1 protein-coding gene is annotated in these 18,151 nt (G+C 75.5%); it reads right to left on the bottom strand.

The annotated features are described in order from the left end of the window. Window positions 1–106: 106 nt before the first annotated feature. Window positions 107–18,133: a hypothetical protein gene (locus Q5530_RS10510; RefSeq protein ID WP_415361971.1), complete on the bottom strand. Its 18,027-nt coding sequence runs from the start codon at window positions 18,131–18,133 to the stop codon at window positions 107–109. Between the last annotated feature and the right edge of the window lie 18 nt (window positions 18,134–18,151).

Consider the following 18,151-nt stretch of genomic DNA (forward strand, 5'->3'; position numbering starts at 1 on the left):
CGAGACAGCACCTCGGGTTCTTGATTGATTCACCTCACGGTTGCGCTGGTCCCGCTGTGCGGTGCTCATCACACGAAGGGGTGATGAGCACCGTCCACTGCGGACCTCAGACCGGTTGGTAGGCCACCACGCCGTTCGCCAGGACCTCCCGCACGGTGACCGTCTGCTCGGCGGCCAGGCCGAACGGGACCAGCACGACGGGCTGCGGCGAGTGCGGCGTCACGATGGCCAGGTTCACCCTCAGGTGGGTTGCGATCAGCCGCCCGGACAGGTCCCGGGCGTTGGTCGCCATGGCCTCCTCGGGACCCGCCTGCGGCGACCGGTTGCCCGGCTCCACCAGGGCGCGGTGGAAGTGGCCGTGGCGCATCGGGTGCCGGAGCAGGAACTCGGCCACGTGCTTCGGGTCGGCCCCGGTGACCACGGCCGAGCGCAGCACCCGCGGCGGGGTGCCGGTGGCCAGGCCCACCGCGTGGTACAGCCCGTTCGCCGCGGGCGGGGCCGGGGTGAACGGGGCCGTGCCGGGCGGCGCGTCGCCGTCCAGGTGCGGCAGCACGTCGTGCTCCAGGAACCGCAGCTGCCGCTTCGCCTCGCTGACCGGGTCGGAGGCCACCAGCTCGTGCGCGGCCACCACCTTGTGCTCCTGCGGCACGCCGACCTCCACGGCCGGCCGCACCACGTTGCCCGAGGCGTCGACGACCTCCCCGAACGGCGCCGGGGCGGGGGTGGAGATCGCCGGGTTGAACGGGTTGCGGTCGGCCGGCTCGCCGTACTCCGCGCGCGTCGCGGCGTCCGGCTCCCAGGTGGCCGCGCCCCGCCCGTCCGGCGGCAGCCGGAGCGGTTCGCCGAGCTCGTACGGGTCCTCGCCGACGCCCCGGCGGCGGTCGGCCAGCTTCATCCCGGTCTTGGCGTTGCGGCCGTCGACGAACCGCTCCATGACGTTCGGCAGCTGCGCGTGCGTCTGCGGCACCTTGGTCTTGCGCACCACGCCGTAGGCGATGCGGGACAGGTCGGTGCCGGTGGCGCCGTCGACGAAGTCGACCGCGAACGACACGCCGCGCACCGGGTGCCGGTTGTTCTGCGCGTCCGCCTTGAGGCGCTCGCGGGCGTCGTCCGGCGACACCTCACCGGCGGCCACGGCCGCCGCGTGCAGGGCGCTCAGCTCGGCGGCGTTGACCTCGTTCACCTTCTGCGCGAGGCGGCCGAACTCGGCGCCGCCCGGCCCGAACCGCACCTCCGGGTCGGCCAGCGCGACCAGCCCGTCGAAGAACAGGTTCGGCTCCGGCGTGTAGGGCAGCAGCGGGTGGATGCCGGCCTGGTTGCGTCGGGAGTACATGTCGGCCGCGATGGACTGCTCGAAGCGGGCGAGGAAGCCCGGGTCGTCGAGCTTCGCCCGGTAGGCCCGCTTCTGCGCCGGGGTCGTGTCCGGGTCGGTGTCGATGCGGTGCCGCGTGTCGGCCACCAGCTGCTGCGGGTCGGGGACCCGGTAGCCGCCGCCGACGACCAGGGGACGCGACGGCTGCGGGTCGTCGAGGCCGGTCGTGTCGCTGAGCAGGGCCGTGACGTGCTCGAACACGTGCGGGCCTGCCGCGGTGGTGCGGTCGCTGGGGTCGAAGTCCATCACCGCCACGTACGGGTGCCTGCCGTTGTGGGCCATGGCGAGCACGGCGAACTCGGTGGCGTTGTGCTCCAGCGTGGCGTTGCGGGTGGGGCCGAACCTGAAGTCGCCGCCGTGCGGGGGCAGCGCGGCCAGCGCCACCGGCTCCCGCCGCGCCGCGACGACCGGCGCCGCGGCGGCCACGGCGGCGTCGATGTCCTGCTGCCGCGCGGCGTTGACGCCGAAGACGAACGCGACGCGGTCGCGCAGCTCCGCCGGCACGTTCGCCATCACGCCGTCGACGACGTCGTCCAGGTCGCCCAGCTCGCCCGCCCGGACGATGGCGTTGACCACGAACGCGGGCGGCTGGTCGGCCTCGATGCCGCGGCGGGTCAGCTCCAGGTAGTCGTCCCTGGTCACCGGGTGCAGGGTGCGCCCGTTGGCCAGGTCCGCGAACGCGGTGTTGTGCGTCCCGCCCCGGTTGGTGAGGGTGACGGGGGCGGTCGTTCCCGCGTCGGCCATCTCGACGTCGTCGTCCGGGACGTCCGACAGCTCGCTGTCGCTGTCGCCGTCGGCCAGGCCGAGGTCGTGGAACCGCTTGGTGGGCGGCTGGGACGGACCCGAGCCGAGGTCGGCCCCGCTGCGGGTGCGCTTGACCGCGTTCGGCGGCTGGGCGGAGGGGTCGACCTCGACGGGCAGGTCCGAGGCCAGGGCCCGCATCCGGTTCTCGACGAGCCACAGGTTGCGCGGCTTGAGGCTCGCGTCGGCCTCGTCGATGCCCGCGGTCATGGGCGCGTTGTCGCCGACCACGCGGCCCCTGCCGTCCTGGTGCTGGAACACCGGCCGGGGTCCCGCGGTCTCCAGGTACTCGTCCTGGAGGCCGAGGAAGTGGCCGATCTCGTGCGCGAGGCGGCGCGGGTCGGTGTCGACGGGCCAGTTCAGCTGGTTGGCGCGGCCGTCGGGGTCGCCGGCGGTGACGGTGGCGTGGGCGTCGGCGGGGTCGTCGGTGAACTCGACCGTGACGTGGAACTGCTCGCCGCCCGGGAGCCGGTTGCCCCGGTTGAACAGGGCTTCGACGCCCTCGTGGGTGCGGGTCCTCAGGTCCAGGAGCTCGGCCGGGTTCGCGGTGCCCGGGTCCAGGTGCAGCCTGACGGTGAAGTCGCGGACCGGGGTGCCGCCGACGTCCAGGACGCGCGTGTCGTAGGCGATGGGGCCGCGCCACGCCTTCATGCGGATGCCGTCCGGGCCGATGGTGGTGGTGTCGAGCACGCCGCCGTCCTCGCCCCGGACCCGGCCGGTGACCGGGGTGGTGGCGCGGGCCGCCGCGATGTCCTCGCCGGGCACGGCGCGGTCGTCGGCGAACCAGTCGGCGGTGGGCGCGGTGCTGTGCCGCCAGGACGGGTCGTCGAGGACCGGGTGGGGGCCCGCCGGTTCCGGTGACGTGATGGTCGTGCCGGTGACCTGCGTGGTTCGCGGGGTCGGGTGCGGGGTCCAGGTCTCGGCGCGCCTGAGGTCCCAGTCCACGTGGACGTCGGTGGTCGGGTCGGCGCCGGCGTTGGCGCGGACGGTGGCCTGGACGCCCCTGGCGGCCAGGTGGTTCCTGAGCAGGGGGGCGTTCGGGCCGGAGACCTCGACGGCGGGGCGCAGGTAGCCCTTGCGGTCGCGCAGGGCGTTCTGCTCGGCGATGTCGTTCGCGAGGGCGTCGAGCCGGGCGCGGTCGGGCCCGGTGAGGTCGGTGCTGCCCGGTGGGAGGTCGAGGGTCAGCTCCGGCTTGGGGCCGCGGTCGGCCCGGGTGGTGGTCGGGCCGGTGGGTTCGGCGGCCCGGGTGGTGGTCGGCGCGGTCGGCGGGGTGGTCTGCGGTGCGGCGGGGGCCTGCGGCGCCGGGGTCGCACCGGGGGCGGGCGGGGGTGCGACCGATGGGCCTCCGGTGGACGTGCCTGCCGTGGAGGTGCCCGTGGTGCCTGCCGTGGCGGTGGTCCCGGCGGGAGGCGGCGTGCCGTTGGCGGCGGGGGGTGGGGTGGCGTTGTAGGCGCTCACCTGGCCGTCCACCGCCCGCTTGGCGCCCCACCAGGCCAGCTGCTCGCCGTCGGCCCTGGCGCGGGCGTCGTTCAGCGCGACCTCGGCCGCGGTGATCAGGGCCTCCTGCGCCTCCCGCGCGCGGACCAGGGCGTCGTGGGCGGCCCTCGCCCGGTCACGGGCCTCCCGCGCCTCGCGGGCGGCGCGCTGCTGCTCGCGCAGGTCCTCCTTGGCCGTGTCGACGGCGGCCCGCGCGGTCCCCAGGTCGGTTTCCGCCTCGGTCAGCGCCTCCCGCGTCCTGGTCAGCTCGGCGTGGGCCTCGGTGGCGGTCCGCTCGGCGAGCTGCCGCGCCCGCTCGTCCGCGTCGAGCTGCTCCCGCGCCCCGGTCAGCTCCCGGGTCAGCCCCTCGACCTCGTCCCGCACGCCGTCGCGGGCGGCGCGGGCCGCGTCCGCGGCGGGCGGCTCGGCGGCCCGCAACGCCCGCTCGGCCCGCGCCAGGCGCTCGGCGGCGTCGTCGAGGCGGGTCTCCAGGCCCTTGACCGACGCGGCGCTCTCCGCCGCGTCGTGGGTCGCGTCGTCGAGGGCCTCGTCCGCGTTCTGGGCGGCGAAGTCCAGCCCGGTGACCCGGGTCTTGAGGTCGGTGACGACCTGCCGGAGCCCGGTCACCTCGCCGCGGGCGTCGTCGAGGGCGGTCTCCAGGTCGGCGACCCCGGCCGATTCCCCCAGGTCGGTGTCGATGCCGGTGTTCAGGCCGATCGCCAGCACGGTCAGCGCGTCGTCGGTCTTGGCCAGCTCGGCGGCGACCTCGTTGACGGTGCGCTGGGCGGCGTGGCGGGCCCGGTCGACCTCCACCTCCGCGTCGCGCCACGCCTTCGCCGCCGCCTTGACGTCGTCCTGGGCCCGGCCCAGCTCGGCGGGGAAGGCGCCCAGCAGGGCCTCGACCTCGGGCGCGGGCATCCGCGCGGACGCGGACGCGGGCACCGCCAGGTCCACCACCCCGAGCCGGCCGCCGACCCGGGCGACCACCCGGTACTCGACGTCGAACTCCACCAGACCGGTGCGGCCCTGCGGCTTGAGGTTGGTCGTCCGGTTGTCGGTCGCGCCGCCGGACACGGCCTGCGAGTCCTCGGACCCGTGCCGCAGCTCGACGCCGCCGGTGGTGAAGTTGACCGTGTCCTCGGGCTGCGGCCCCTGCTTCACCGCCGCGTTGCCGGTGGCGAAGCCCACCGACACGTCCGGCGTCTCGCTGACCTTCGCCTCGCCGCTGGTGGTGCTCACGACGGACGTGGGGTTCTCCAGCTTCACCCCGTCGCTCAGCGCGCCGAGCCGGGGGTTCCCCAGCCGCGCGTAGACCCGGACGTCGGCGTCCTGGCCGAACAGCAGCGCCGCCTCGTGCAGGCCGGGCACGACCAGCGACCCGTCGGTCATGCCGGGCAGGTTCGGCTGGAGGTTCTCCTGGCTGATCGTGGACAGCACGGTGTTGAGCGGCCCGGTGCCCTTGCCGACGAGGCCCTGGTTCGCGCCCGCCGCGACGAGCGCCCGCACGGCCGCGTCCCGCAGGTCGCCGACGCCGCGCAGGTTCTCGATCGACGCCGACACCGGCAGCTGGGTGGCCCCGGGCGCCTGCTGCCACGCCCGGACCTCGGCCTGCCCGCCGAACTCGGCGCCGCGCTTGACGGCCGCCGCCAGGTAGGGCCGGCCCGGGGTGGCCGCGGGGTCGTCGACCTTGAGGTTGTCCGCGTGCAGCCGGACGCCGATCTCCCGGGGGCCGCCGGCCGCCCTGGCGATCTCCTGGTCGCCCTTCTCCACCACCAGTTCGAACTCGATCGGCACGGTGTACCGCGCGGCCGGGCCGCCGCCCGCGCGCAGGTGGCCGAACTGCCGGGTGGTGGCGTCGGTGACCGCGGTCGACCGCGCGTGGTTGAGGTTGGCCGACGCGATCACGCCCGCCGTGCCGGTGACGTTCGGGTTCGCGCTGCCCGGCTGCGCCAGGCCCGGTGCCTTGAGCCCGAGGCCCCAGCCCGTGCCCCGGCCCCGGCTGTCGGACAGCTTGTCGGCGGAGGCGATCGTGTGCTCGACGTCGACGCCGTCGTTGACCACCCGGTCGAACCTCGGCGTGCCGGCCTTCGCGCGCAGCGTGACCTGGAACGAGTCCTTGCCGAAGGTGCCCGGCTGGTGCACCAGCAGCGGCACGCCGCCGTCCAGCGCGCTGTCGATCATCGCCTTGACCGAGGTCCGGGAGCTGAAGTCGACCAACCGCTGGAGGTTGTTCATCGAGTCCTTGAGCACCGAATCCGGCACCAGCGGCTCGCCGAACCTCCTGGCGGTCTTGCCGTTGACCTCGGTCACCAGCTCGTCGACCAGGTCGGACAGGTCCGGCACGTCGTCCACGGCGGACAGCCCGAGCGAGCCGGGCTCGCCGGGGGCGACGGTGCGCGGCGGCGCCAGGGCGGGGAACACCGCGGGCACGTTCGGCGTCACGTTCGGCAGCACGCCCAGCTCGCGCGCCACGTCCTCGGTGACCCGCACGAACACCGCCTTGGGCAGCGTCACGACGGCGCCCTCGGCGCGCGGCGTGCCGCCGTGCCACACGTTGCCCGCGCGGCTCTCGGCGGTGATCGTCACGTCCGCGTCGAGCTGGATCAGCACGGTCCGCCCGTCGGCCGGGGTGACCACGTTGCGGTCCACGGTGCCGCCGACCTCGCGGGCCCGGGACGTCGTGTCCGACCACGGCGTGACCTTGCCCGCCACCGCGAAACCGCCCGCGCCGCTCGCCGGGACCGGCTCGCCGGCCGCCGGCGGGGTGGCGTTCGGCCGGATCGGCACGTTGACGCCGCCGGTGATGTCCACGGAGCGGTTGGTCGTGGTGCTGTCGCCCGCCTTGTAGCCGCCGGTGACCGCGTTCTCGGTGCCGGTGGTGTCGGAGATCGAGACCAGCCGGGGCTTGCTCAGCGCCACCGACATGCCGACGGAGCCGGTGCGGTCGGTGATCCGCCGGTCGTACTTGAGGCCCTGCTCCTGCATCCCGGTCTCGACCAGCTTGCGCAGGTTGGCCTTGATGTTCTCCGGGCTGAACATCCGGTCGACCTGGTGGCGCGACTCCGTGCCGGGCACGGTCAGCGCCGGGTCGCCGCCGGCGGCCCTGGTGATCACGTCGATCGCCGCCCGGTGCAGCGCGGTGGTGTTGGCCACCGCCTCGACGTGCAGGAACTCGGGCGAGGGCGTCGCGGGGCGGGTGGTGAGCAGCTCCTTGACGGTCGGCGCGCCGGTCAGCTGCCGCACCCGCGGCTCGCCCGGCTGGAAGCCCGCCGGGTCGGCCGTCATCGCGGAGCCGTCCGACACCCACAGGTTCGCCGTGCCGTGGACCAGGGGCAGGATCTCGGGGTTGTCCGGGTCGGCGGGGTCGAGCGCCGGGCCGCCGACGGTGCGGGCCACCACGCGCGGGGTCGGGGCCTCGGGCTTCCAGCTGAACGAGGGCGTCACCCGCTGGACCCAGGAGCGCGGCCGGGTGAACGTGGTGATCTCGACCTCGAACTCCACGTCGCCCCGGAACACCTGGGCGTCGGCGCTGCCCACGTTCAACGAGGTGGCGTTGACCGTCGGGCCGCCGGTGTTCCTCGTGGTCCACGAGTGGTTGTACTTCACGCCGACCTGAGGGGTCGGCCGCAGCGCGGCGGCCGCGGTCACGGCCGGGACCACCACCCTGCCCTCGACGCCGCCGCTCCAGCCCTTGGTGGTGGCCGTGGCGCTGTCCAGCCTCGGGCCGCTGGACGCGGAGGCGCGCACGTTGCGCCCGTCGGCCTGGCCCAGGTGGGTCGTGTTCTTCAGCTTCGCCTTGACGGTGACGTTGACGTAGGTGTTGGTGGTGGCGCCGGGGTGCTTGAGCTGGACCTGCACGCCGGGCCCCAGCAGGCTGTCCACGTTGGACCGCAGGGCGGCCGGGGTCAGCAGGTTGAGCTTGCGCTGGTTGGCCAGCCGCGCGCCCACGTCGGCGAAGTCCTTGCCCTTGCCGCTGCGCGGGTTCGAACTCCGGTCGTTCCAGGTGGGCAGCAGCCCCTCCAGGCCCTTGACGTTGCGCAGCGCGCCCTCCACCTGGGGCAGCACCCGGTTCGCCGGCTCGAAGTCGCCGACCCGCGCGTTGCCCGCGGCGAACGCGCCGGCCAGGTACGGCGGGGCCCAGCGCGGGGTGCCGGTCCGCTCCGCGACGCCCCTGCGGGTGTTCTCCGGCACGGGCAGGTCCAGCGCCGCGGCCTCCGGCAGGCCCAGCCGCACGTAGGTGGTGACGGGCACGGTGACGTTGTCGCCGCTGGGGGTGCGCACCTCCAGCTCGGCGGTCACCCGGTACAGGCCGGTGCCGCCCTTGACCTGGATGCCGGTGCGGTTGGTGGTGCCGGTGCCCGCGCTGGAGCTGTCCGCGGTGCGGGCGGAGTAGCCGAGGGTGGCGCCGAGCTGGCCGTTGACCGCGGTGGGCACCCCGATGTTGCCGCCGAGCCCGCCGGTGAGGTCGAACCCGGACTTGGACGTCGCGGTGACGCCCGTGCCGAACGCGGTGCTCTCGTGCACGCGCAGCTGGGCGTCGGAGTGCACGCCGACCAGCTCGGCGGAGCGCAGGTGGGCCCGCATCTGCACGGCCGCGCCCTTGCTGCCGTGGGGGCTGACCAGGTCGGGCGAGGTGACCCAGCCGCCGAGCATGGCGCCCAGGTTGTCGCGCACGGTGGTCCCGCTCAGGAACGTCCGCAGGGCGGTGCGGCCCGGCGCGCCGAGCTTGGTGATCGACGGGTGCAGCCTGGCCGCCACGTCGGTGAACAGGGCCTTCCCGTCGAGGTCGACGACCGCCTCGGGGACCAGGTGCTCGACCCGCGCGCCCCAGTCGGCGGCCGGCGGGTTCGGGTTCGGCGCGGTGGTCGGCCTGGAGTCGACGATGGTGGTCAGGTCGTCGGGGACCTGGAGGGTGACGCCCACCGGGCCGCCCGCGTCGGTGAGCACCGGCGTGGACTGCCGGACCCGGCCGGCCGCGTCGGTGAGCGTGACCTGGAAGGCGACCGGGACGTCGGCCCGGGTGGAGCCCTCGCCGGAGCGGATGATCCGCTGGTCGGTGGTCGACGTCGAGGTGGTGGTGCTGCTCGCCGGGGCGGCGAACTGGGCCTTGCCCGCCAGCGAGCCGTACGGGCCCATGGGGGTGCCGGCGGTGGCGGCCAGGCCGAGGTCGTGGGCGCCGGCCAGGGTGCCGGTGGTGGACGAGCTGGTGCCGCTCTGCACGGCCAGGTCCACCTTGGTGCCGGTGGTGGGGGTGGTGAGGGCCGCGTCCTGGTCGGCCGGCGGGAGCGGGGTGGCCCGGACGTTGGCCTCGAACCACTGGTTGCCGATCTTGACCTGGAAGTCGCGGCCCTGGCCCAGGAACGACTCGAACTCGCCCTCGACGGCCTCGCGGATGCGGGTCGCGTCGGTCTCGGCGAGGCCGTCGACGGCGGCGGCGACCCTGGCCGCGCCCCGGACCTCGACCGCGGCGATCGTGCCCAGGGCCTGGCCGGTCTGGAAGAACTCCGGGAGGTTCCGGGTGGTGATGACCGGCGTCCGGGGGGACGGGGTGAGCGTGGCCAGGGGGATCGGCGCGGTGGGGGCGGGGCGGTGCGAGCGGCTCGGGGCGTTCGGGAGCTGCACGTCCGCGTCGGTGCCGGGGGTGCTGGTGGCGCGGGTGTCGGTGGGCGGCGTGTCGGTGGCGCGGGCGTGGGCGGGCGGCGTGTGGGCGGGCGGCGGGGTGGTGTCGGTGGTGTTGGTGGCCGGCGTGCCGGTGGCGCGGGTGTCGGCGGCCGGAGTGTCGGCGGTCGGGGTGCCGGGGGTCGGGGTGCCGGGGGTCGGGGTGCTCGGGTCCGCCGGCGGGGCGGAGCGGGTGCTCGGGACCTCGGCGGCCGGTTCGGGCTTGGGCGGCGCGCCCCTGGTCTGCGGCACGGGCGGGGTGTAGCGGCTGTAGGTCGTCCGGCCGCCGGGGTTCGGGTTCGCCTGGACGTGGATCGCCGGGGGCAGCCGCCTCGGCACCTTGCCCAGCGGGGTGTAGGTCGTCGGGGCGCGGCCCGGCTCGTGCACCGTGATCGGGGTCTTGAGCTGCGTCGCGATCGCCTGGGCGGCGAGCTTGTCGGCGTTGGCGGCGCTCTCGGCGCGGTCCCGCGCGTCGGCGTCGGCCTCGGCCCGCGCCTCCGCCTCGAACCCGGCCCTCGTCTCGGCGTCGAACTCCGCCTCGGGGCCGCCGTTGGGCGCGACGTCCGGGTTGTCGTTGACCCACAGGTCGAGGCCGGGGATCTCCGTCGCCACGCTGGACAGGTCCGGCGCGGCGGGCGGCGTCGGCTGCACGAAGGCCATCCACACGTCGCCGGGCGCGGCCGGGTTGTCCAGCGTGAAGTCCGCGATGGCCTTGGCCACGCGCTTGTTGTCGGCGCCGGGCAGGCCCCGGTCGACGACGGACCGCACCACGTCCGCGCGGAGCCGGGCGGGGTCGGTGCCGGGCTTGCCGGCGGCCACCGCCCGGAACAGGCCGTCGGGGGCCGGCCGCGGGGCGTGCGGGGAGGCGAGGAAGTCGCCGATCGCGGCGAACCTGCGCTGCACCAGCCCCTCCGGGGTGGACATCGCGGCGTTGACGCCGGTGATCCGCTTCTCGGTGAGGTCGGCCTGGTCGATGCCCGCGACCACGCCCCGGCCGGGCACCTCCGCGTGGAGCGCCCGGTCGAGCTTGTGGTCCACCTCCCGGCTCTTGCCCGACTTGCTGGTCTCGGTGGTCCTGCCGACACCCAGGTCCTTGTCGACCGCGCTCCCCGCGGCCGGGTCGCCTGGGTGCCACCCGGCGGCGGCCGACGGGGTGCCCGCCGGGACGGGACCGGTCGCGAACACCACCCGCAGCGGTTCGCGGTTGGCGTGGTCGTTCTTGGCGAAGGTGTCGCGGAAGTTCGCGAGGCTCGTGCCGCTCTTCTCGCCCTGGGAGGCGAAGTAGCGGTCCGCGACGTTCGCCAGGGCGGCGTGGGTCTGCGGCACCTGGCCCTTGACGGCGTAGCCGAGGGCCAGCCGCGACAGGTCCGTCTCGACCGCCGCGCCCTGGAAGTCCGTGGTGAAGGCGTTGCCGCGCACCGGGTGCCGGTAGGTCTTGGCGTCGACCTCCAGGTTGGACAGCTTCGCCTCGTACTCGCGCGCCGCCGCCTCGGGGTCGAGGCCGGACCGACCGATGTCGGCGATCTCCCGGTTGTAGACGGCGCCGAGCTCCTCGGCGTAGAACCGGTTCAGCGACCGACCGAGCGCGGAGAACTCCGCGCCGCCGTCGCCGAACCGGACGGCCGGGTCGACCATCGGCGGGATGGCGTCGATGAACAGGTTCGGCTCGGGCGTGTAGGGCAGCAGCGGGCTGGTCTTCGCCTGCTCCACGCGCGAGGCCATGTCGTGCTGGACCTGCCGGGTGAAGTCGGCGATGAAGGCCGGGGTGAGCTTCGGCTCCGCCTTGACCAGCTTGTCGATCTTCTTCTGGAGGTCGGGGTCCACCTCGCCGTCGGTGGCCAACTGGCTGTCCCTGGTCGCGTTGAGCTTCGCCAGCTCCCGCGCCAGGCGCCCCTGCGTCTCCGCGAGCAGCGCGGCCTGGTCGCCCACCCGGTAGCCGCCGCTGACCACCAGCGGGCGGGTCGTCGCCGGGCCCTCGAACGCCGAGCCGATGTCCATGCCCTCGGCGACGTGCCGGAAGACGTGCTTGCCCGACGGCACGTCGCGGGAGCCCTCGTCGAAGTCCTGCACCGCGAGGTAGGGGTGGTTGCCGTTGGCGGCCAGGGCGCCGACGGCGAACCTGTTGGCCTCGCCGGTCATGGTCTCGTTGCGGACCGTGCCGTACGGGAAGTTGCCCTTGTCGTCCAGCTCGAACGTGACCCCGGTCAGCGCGATCGGGTGGTCCAGGCCCTGGATCACGCCGTCCAGCTCGGCGAGCTTCGCGGCCAGCTCCGCTTCCTGGCCCACCTGCGCGTTGACGCCGATGACGAACGCGACCCGGCCCTCCAGGCCCTCGGCGTTGGTCATGATGCTGTCCACGACGTTCGCCAGGGACCCCGCGTCGTCGACGCCGACGATCGCGTTGACCACGAACGCGACCGGCCGGCCCTCCCCGACGCTGCGGTTCAGGTCGGCCAGGTAGGTCTGCTTGGTCGGCAGCGCCACGTCCCGGCCGTTGGCGAGCCCGGCGAACGCGGGGTTGTACCTGGTGTTGGCGCCCAGCGACAGGCCGGCGAGGTCGTCGGCCAGGGCGTTCGCGTCGGCCTGGGTGTCCGGTTCGGCCATGGTGACGTCGCCGTCGGCGGCGATCGAGCTGACGTCGTCGTCCCAGGTGACGTTCGAGATCGGGTCCTGGTCGAGGTCCAGGTCTCCGTCGAGGTCGACGTCCGCGTTCGCGCCGGTGCCCGGGGCGCCGGTCGACGGGCCGGGCTCGGTGAACCCGGGCAGGTCGTTGCCGCGCGTGCGCTTCGGCTTGGCGGGGGTGTCGGTCGGGGAGTTCGGGGGGTTCACGGAGGGGCCGGCGGCGGGCTCCTCGCGCTTGCGCTTGCCGTCGATCGGCGCCTGGCGGGTGTGGCCGGCAGAGGCGTTCGCGGCCGGCGGGTTGGCGATCGAGGGGTTCGCGGCCGGGGGTTTCGTGGTCGGGGGGTTCGCGGTCGGCGGTCGCGTGGTGGGCGGGGGCGCGATCGTGGGACCGGTGTCGCCCAGGCGGGTGTCGGGCACCATGACCTGGCTGTTCGCCGCGCGCTCGACCAGCCACAGGTGGCGGGGGCGCAGGCCGGGGTCCGTGGTGTGGACGTCCGTGCCCATCATGCCGCCGTCGCCGGTGACGACCGCCGAGTGCGTGCCGTCGTCCGGCTTGCTCAGGAAGATCCGCGCCGGGTCCCGGTACTCGTCGGGCACCCCGAGGTAGTGCAGGGTCTCGTGGGCCAGGACCTCGGGGCTCGCGTCCGGGTTCCAGTGCAGCTGGTCGGTGTCCTGGTCGCCCACCTCGATCGTGGTGTGCGCCTCGGTCGGGTCGTCGGTGAACTCCAGGGTGACGTGGAACTGGTCGCCGCCGGGCAGGTGGTTGCCCCGGTTGAGCAGCTTGTCCACGCCCTGGGCGGCGTTGTCGCGGACCCGGGCGACCGCCTCCGGGTCGACGCCCTCGCCGGGGGTGAGGTGCACCTTGACCGTGAAGTCCTTGACCCACGCGCCGTTGTCGGCCTCGATGCGGCGCAGGTCGTACCTGATCAGGCCCTGCTCGGACCTGAGGTCGGTGACGGTGCTGTCGGTGCGGACGTCGGCGACCTCGGTGTCCACGGTGCGGACGTGCGCGCCGTCCCGGCGGTCCTGCCACTGGCCGGGGTCGACCTTGCCGTCCGTGCCGAACCAGTCGGCGGTCTTGGCGCGGCTGTGCCGCCAGGACTCGTCGTTCAGGACGTCCGCGGCCCGCTCGCGCGGGGGTGCGGTGTCGGTGTCGGGAGTACCGGGGTTCGGGGTGCCGGGGTTGTCGGCGGCGGGGGTGGAGGGGACCACCGGGGGCGCGCCGCGCGTGGCCGGGGGCGCGGGCGGCGGGGTGCCGGTGTCCGGGGTGCCGTTGTCGGGGTTGCCGTTGTCCGGGTTGCCGTTCGGGCCCCGGTCGGCGCCCGGGTTCGACGGCGGCGGGGCGACCGGGGGCGCGTCGAGCGCGGTGATGGCGTCGTTCGCGCGCACCAGCTGCTCGAACGCCCGGTCCACGTCGGCGTCCAGCTGGGCCTGCTGCTCGGGGGTCGGGTAGTCGCGCTGCGCCTCCAGGCGCGCCTCGACCGCCCGGTCCACCTCGGCCACGGCCCGCTCGCGGTCCAGCTCGGCCTGCGCGCGGTTGTACTGGCCGAGGGCGTTGTCCACGTCGGCGTCGAGCCGGGCCTGCTGCTCGGGGGTCGGGTAGTCGCGCTGGGCCTCCAGGCGCGCCTCGACGGCCTGGTCCACGGCGGTGACCGCGTCGTCCAGGCCCTGCTCCGCCTCGGTGCGCGGCGGGGCGGTCTCGGCCGGGGCCTCCTGGACCGGCGCGGGTTCGGGCGCGGCCGGCGGGGCCGTCTCCGGCATGACGACGTCGGCGGTCAGGTCCAGGTCCTGGCCGTGCTGGAGGGCGGTGGCGATCTCGTCGAGCGAGTAGCCGCCCTGGAACAGCGCGGGCATCTCCGGCAGCACGACCGGCTGGAAACCCTGCTCCAGCAGCAAGCGGGGGAGCAGCAGGTGGACGTTGAGCCGGCGGTTGCCGTCCGCGAACGGGTGGATGATGTGCGAGGTGCGCACCACGCGGGCGATCGCGCGCAGCCGCTCGTGGTCGGTCCGCGCGTTCGCGGCGTCCTGGTAGTAGGTGTCCAGGACGGTGTCGATCAGCTGCGGCGCCTGGTCGGAGTTGTAGTTCGTGCGGATCGACTTGTTGCCGTAGGTGAACGAGTCGAGGACCGTCAGCGGGTCCGGGATGCTGTCGCGCTCGGACAGCGGGGTGGCGAACCACTCCCGCATGTCGATCATCAACGGCCGGTCGCCCACCGTGTCGGTGAGCACGTCCGGGTGCGGCGCGTCGGCGCGCAGCGGGAAGTCGGTCGGCACGATCCCGCCGCCGGGGGCCCGCTGGCCGGACCAGTCGAACTGCTCGTTCAGGTTCTTGGTCGCCAGCTCGTGCATGCGCTTGTAGTCGGCCGACGTCAGCCGCTGCACGGACATGTCCGGCGGGTTCAGGACCTCGTTGTAGGCGTCGACCATGCTCTGCTGGAAGCCGGGCGACTCCTGCGTGTCGTACAGGAAACCGGGGTCGTCCGGGAACTTCCGCCGGGCTTCCGCGTGGTGGCGGGGGTCGAGGTAGAGCCGCCACCACTGCTCGCGCGGCAGCACGGACTCCAGGTTGCGCGGTTCGCGGGGTGGGGGCGCGGTGTCCGTGCCGGTGGGGGGCGACTCGACCTCGGTGCCGGACGGCGGCGGGGTGCCGAACGCGCGCTCGTGCCACTGCTGGAAGGACTGCTCGGGCGGGGTCTCGGCCCGCTCGACGGCCTCGACGTCCCGGGCGGCCTCGCGGGCCCGGGTGGACGCGGTCTCGACGTCGCCTTCGAACCGCGCGACCACGTCCGGGTCCGCGCCGTCGGTGATGGCCTCGTACCTGGTCTGGACGGCCTGGTCGAGGTCCTGGCGGGCGCTGTCGTAGTTGGCCTGGGCCTCGGACAGCGCGGGGGACGGGGACCTCGGCGCCGGCGCGGCGGTCTCGACCTCGACCTCGACCTCGACCTCGACCTCGACCTCGACCTCGGCATCGGTGTCGGTGTCGGTGTCGGTCGTCGGTGATGCGGGCTCCGGCGTCGGCGGCAAGGGGAAGTTGGTGAACACCGAGGTGTCGATCGGCGCGGGCGACGCGATCGGCGGCAGCGGCGCGGGCGCGGGTGTGGTCGGAGCGGCCGGCGGTGGCGGCTGGTTGCGGTGCAGCAGCCGGTTCACCACGTCGCGGAACTTCGACGGCGCGCCGCCGAGCAGCCGTGGGCGGTCGCTGAGGGACCGGTCCCGCACGTCGGCTTCGGCCTGGAGGAGCCGGATCGGGTCGTTGCCCCAGGCGCGGACGTCGTTGGCGGCCTGGTCGAAGCGGGTCTGCGCGGCGTCCAGCCTGCGCTGGGCGAGGTCGAGGTCGGCGTTCGCGGTGGAGGGACCGGCCACGTCCACGCGGGCCTGGGCCACGTCGACGTCGCCCAGGGCCGCTTCGAGGTCGTGCTCGGCCTGCTTGAAGTCGCCCCACGCCTGCTCACGGGTGTTGGGGAAGCCCTCGCGCTGCTTGCCCAGGTTCGGGCCGGGGTGGCCGTTGGCGTCGCTGTGCAGGATCGCGGCGAACTCGGCGTCGGCGGCCGGGTCGAGGAGGAGGGGGGTGGAGGGGGCGTTCGGCCGGGTGGACTTCGGCTTGGCGGCCGGTGGGGGCGGGGTCGTGACGGGCAGCGGTGCCACGACCGGGGTTGCCGCGGCTGGTGTTGCCGTGGCCGGCTGCTGGGTCGGGGGCTGGGGTGCGGGCTGCTGGGTCGGGGGCTGGGGGGTGGGTTGCTGGGTGGGCGGAGGCGTGGTGTTGGCCTCCGGCGCGGCGGGCGGTGCGGAGCCCTTGGGCGGCTGGGTGCCGGGGCCGGTGGTCTTGGGGCTGTCGGTCGCGGGTGCGCCGGGGGTCTTGGGCGCGTCGCCCGGGGGCGGGGTGAAGGCCACCGGGGCGGGCGTGGGGGTGGCTGCCGGCGGGGTGGTGGTTGGCGCGGTGGTCGCCGGAGGTGCCGGGGGCGTGGTCGCCGGCGGTGGGGTGGCTGCCGGCGGGGCGGTCACCACGGGCGGAGCGGGGCGGGACGCCCCTGGCGTCGGCGTGGCGGGAGCTGCCGGCGGGGCGCTGGTGACCGGCGGGGACGCCGGCGGCAGGAGCGACTTGGCCGCCGGTGCCGGGGAGTTCGCGGCCGGCGGAGGGGTGGTGGCTGCCGGCGGAGGGGTGGCCGGCTGCGGGGCGCTGACCGGCGGAGGGGTGGTGGCCGGCGGAGGGGGCGTGAACCCGGTGGCCAGCGGCGTGGTCGTGGGCGTCGCGGAGGCCGGGGGCGCCGTCACGGGGGGTGTGACGGACGTGATCGGGGTGGGCTTCGGCGCGGGCGGCGGGGTGGAGGGCGAGGTCGGCGGTGCCTTGGTGATGTTCCCGTCCGCCGTGGGCGGCTTGGGCGCGTCGAACACGCCCGCGCCCGGCCCACCGGTGAACCTGCTCGACCGGTCCGCGGGCCGGCCGGCCGGACCGGGAGCGCCCGCCGCCGGGGGTGCGGCGGCGAGGGGCGGGGCACCGACCGGCGGGATGCCGACCGGGGGCGCGGTGGAGCCCGGCTTCGGTGCTGCCGGCGGCGCGGTGGAGGTGCTCGGGGGAGCGGAGGTCGACGGGGTGCTGGTCGGGGGCGTGGTCGTCGGGGACGGCACCGCGCCCACCGGGGCGCCGGCGGTCGGCTTCGGCGCGGGTGGCGGGGTGGACGACGAGGTCGGCGGCGCCTTGGTGATGGTGCCGTCGCCGGTCGGGGACTTGGGCGCGTCGAACGTGCCCTTGCCCGGCCCGCCGGTGAACTTGCTCGACCGGTCCGTCCCCCCGGCGCCCGGAGCGCCGGGAGCGCCCATGGGGCCACCGGCCATGGGCGGCGCGGTGGGGACGCCGACCGGCCCACCGGACGGCGCGCCGGAGACGCGGGCCGCCGCCGAACTCGCGCCCGGTGGCGTCGACACCCCGCTCACCGGACCCGAGCCCGGGGCGGTGCCGCCCTTGCCCACCGGACCGCCCGCTGTGGGACCGCCCGCAGTGGGACCGCCGGGAAGGCCGGTCACCGGGCTGACCGAAGGCCCACCGGTGGCCTTCGACCCACCGGGCGACGGCGATCCGCTCGCGCCCGGGACGTTGGCGATGGGGCTGACCGAAGGCCCACCGGGCGTGCGCGAGCCACCCGGCGAGGGCGTGCCGCCGGCACCGGGGAGGTTGGTGATCGGGCCGACCGAAGGGCCGGTCGACCCGCGCGAGCCGCCCGGCGCGTTCGGGCTCGACCCGCCCGGGAGCGAGGTGATCGGGCCGACCGAGGCCCCGCCGGTTCCCCTGGGACCACCCGACGGCGAGTTTGCGCCGGCGCCGGGGAGCCCGGTGATCGGACCCACGCCGGGTCCACCGGGCGCCCTGGACCCACCGGTCCCGTTGGGACCGGTCGAGCCGGGCAGACCGGTGATGGGGCCGACGGCCGACCCGCCCGGTCCGCGAGACCCGCCGGGTGCGTTGGGCCCGGTCGATCCGGGCAGGGTCGGCCCCTGCGTGACCCTGGGCCCGTCGGCCCCGCGCGATCCGCCGGGCGTGCCGGGCCCGGTCGCGCCGGAGAGGGTGGGCCCCTGGGTGACCTTCGGTCCGCCGGGTCCGCGGGACCCGCCGGGCGCGTTGGGTCCGGTCGATCCGGGCAGGTTGGGCCCCTGGGTCACCTTCGACCCACCCGGCCCGCGCGACGCGCCGGGCGTGCCGGGCCCGGTGGCACCGGGCAGGGGCGGCCCCTGCGTGACCTTCGACCCGTCAGGCCCGCGCGACCCGCCGGAGGTGCCGGGTCCGGTCGCGCCGGGCAGGGTCGGCCCCTGGGAGGTCTTCGGCCCACCCGACGGGGAGGAGCCCGGTCCCGCGCCGGGCGAGCCCGGCAGCTTCTGCGCGTCCCAGTTGGGGTCGATCTTCTTGAACTGGTCCCGGCTGAACTGGTCGTTGTTGACGTGCGACTGCGCGGTGGCCTTGATCCCCTGCTGCACGTTCCCCATGGCGTTGGCCGCGTTGTTCGCCTGCTGCACCGACGCGTCGTTGGAGCTGTTCAGCGCGGGCACCGCGACGATCCCGATCGGCCCCAGCGCGTTCGGCCCCAGCTTCAGCCCCTGCAACCCGCCGGAGATCGCCGCGAGCCGGGACTGGAGGTCGCCCGCCTTGTTCTGGAGGCCCTGCATGGACGACTCGCTGATGCCGAACCCGGAGTTGCCGGTCGGCCCGCCCACCGGGGGCGGGGGCGGGGA

It is taken from the genome of Saccharothrix sp. BKS2 (genome assembly GCF_047689505.1).
GTDB classification, from domain to species: domain Bacteria; phylum Actinomycetota; class Actinomycetes; order Mycobacteriales; family Pseudonocardiaceae; genus Actinosynnema; species Actinosynnema lopnurensis.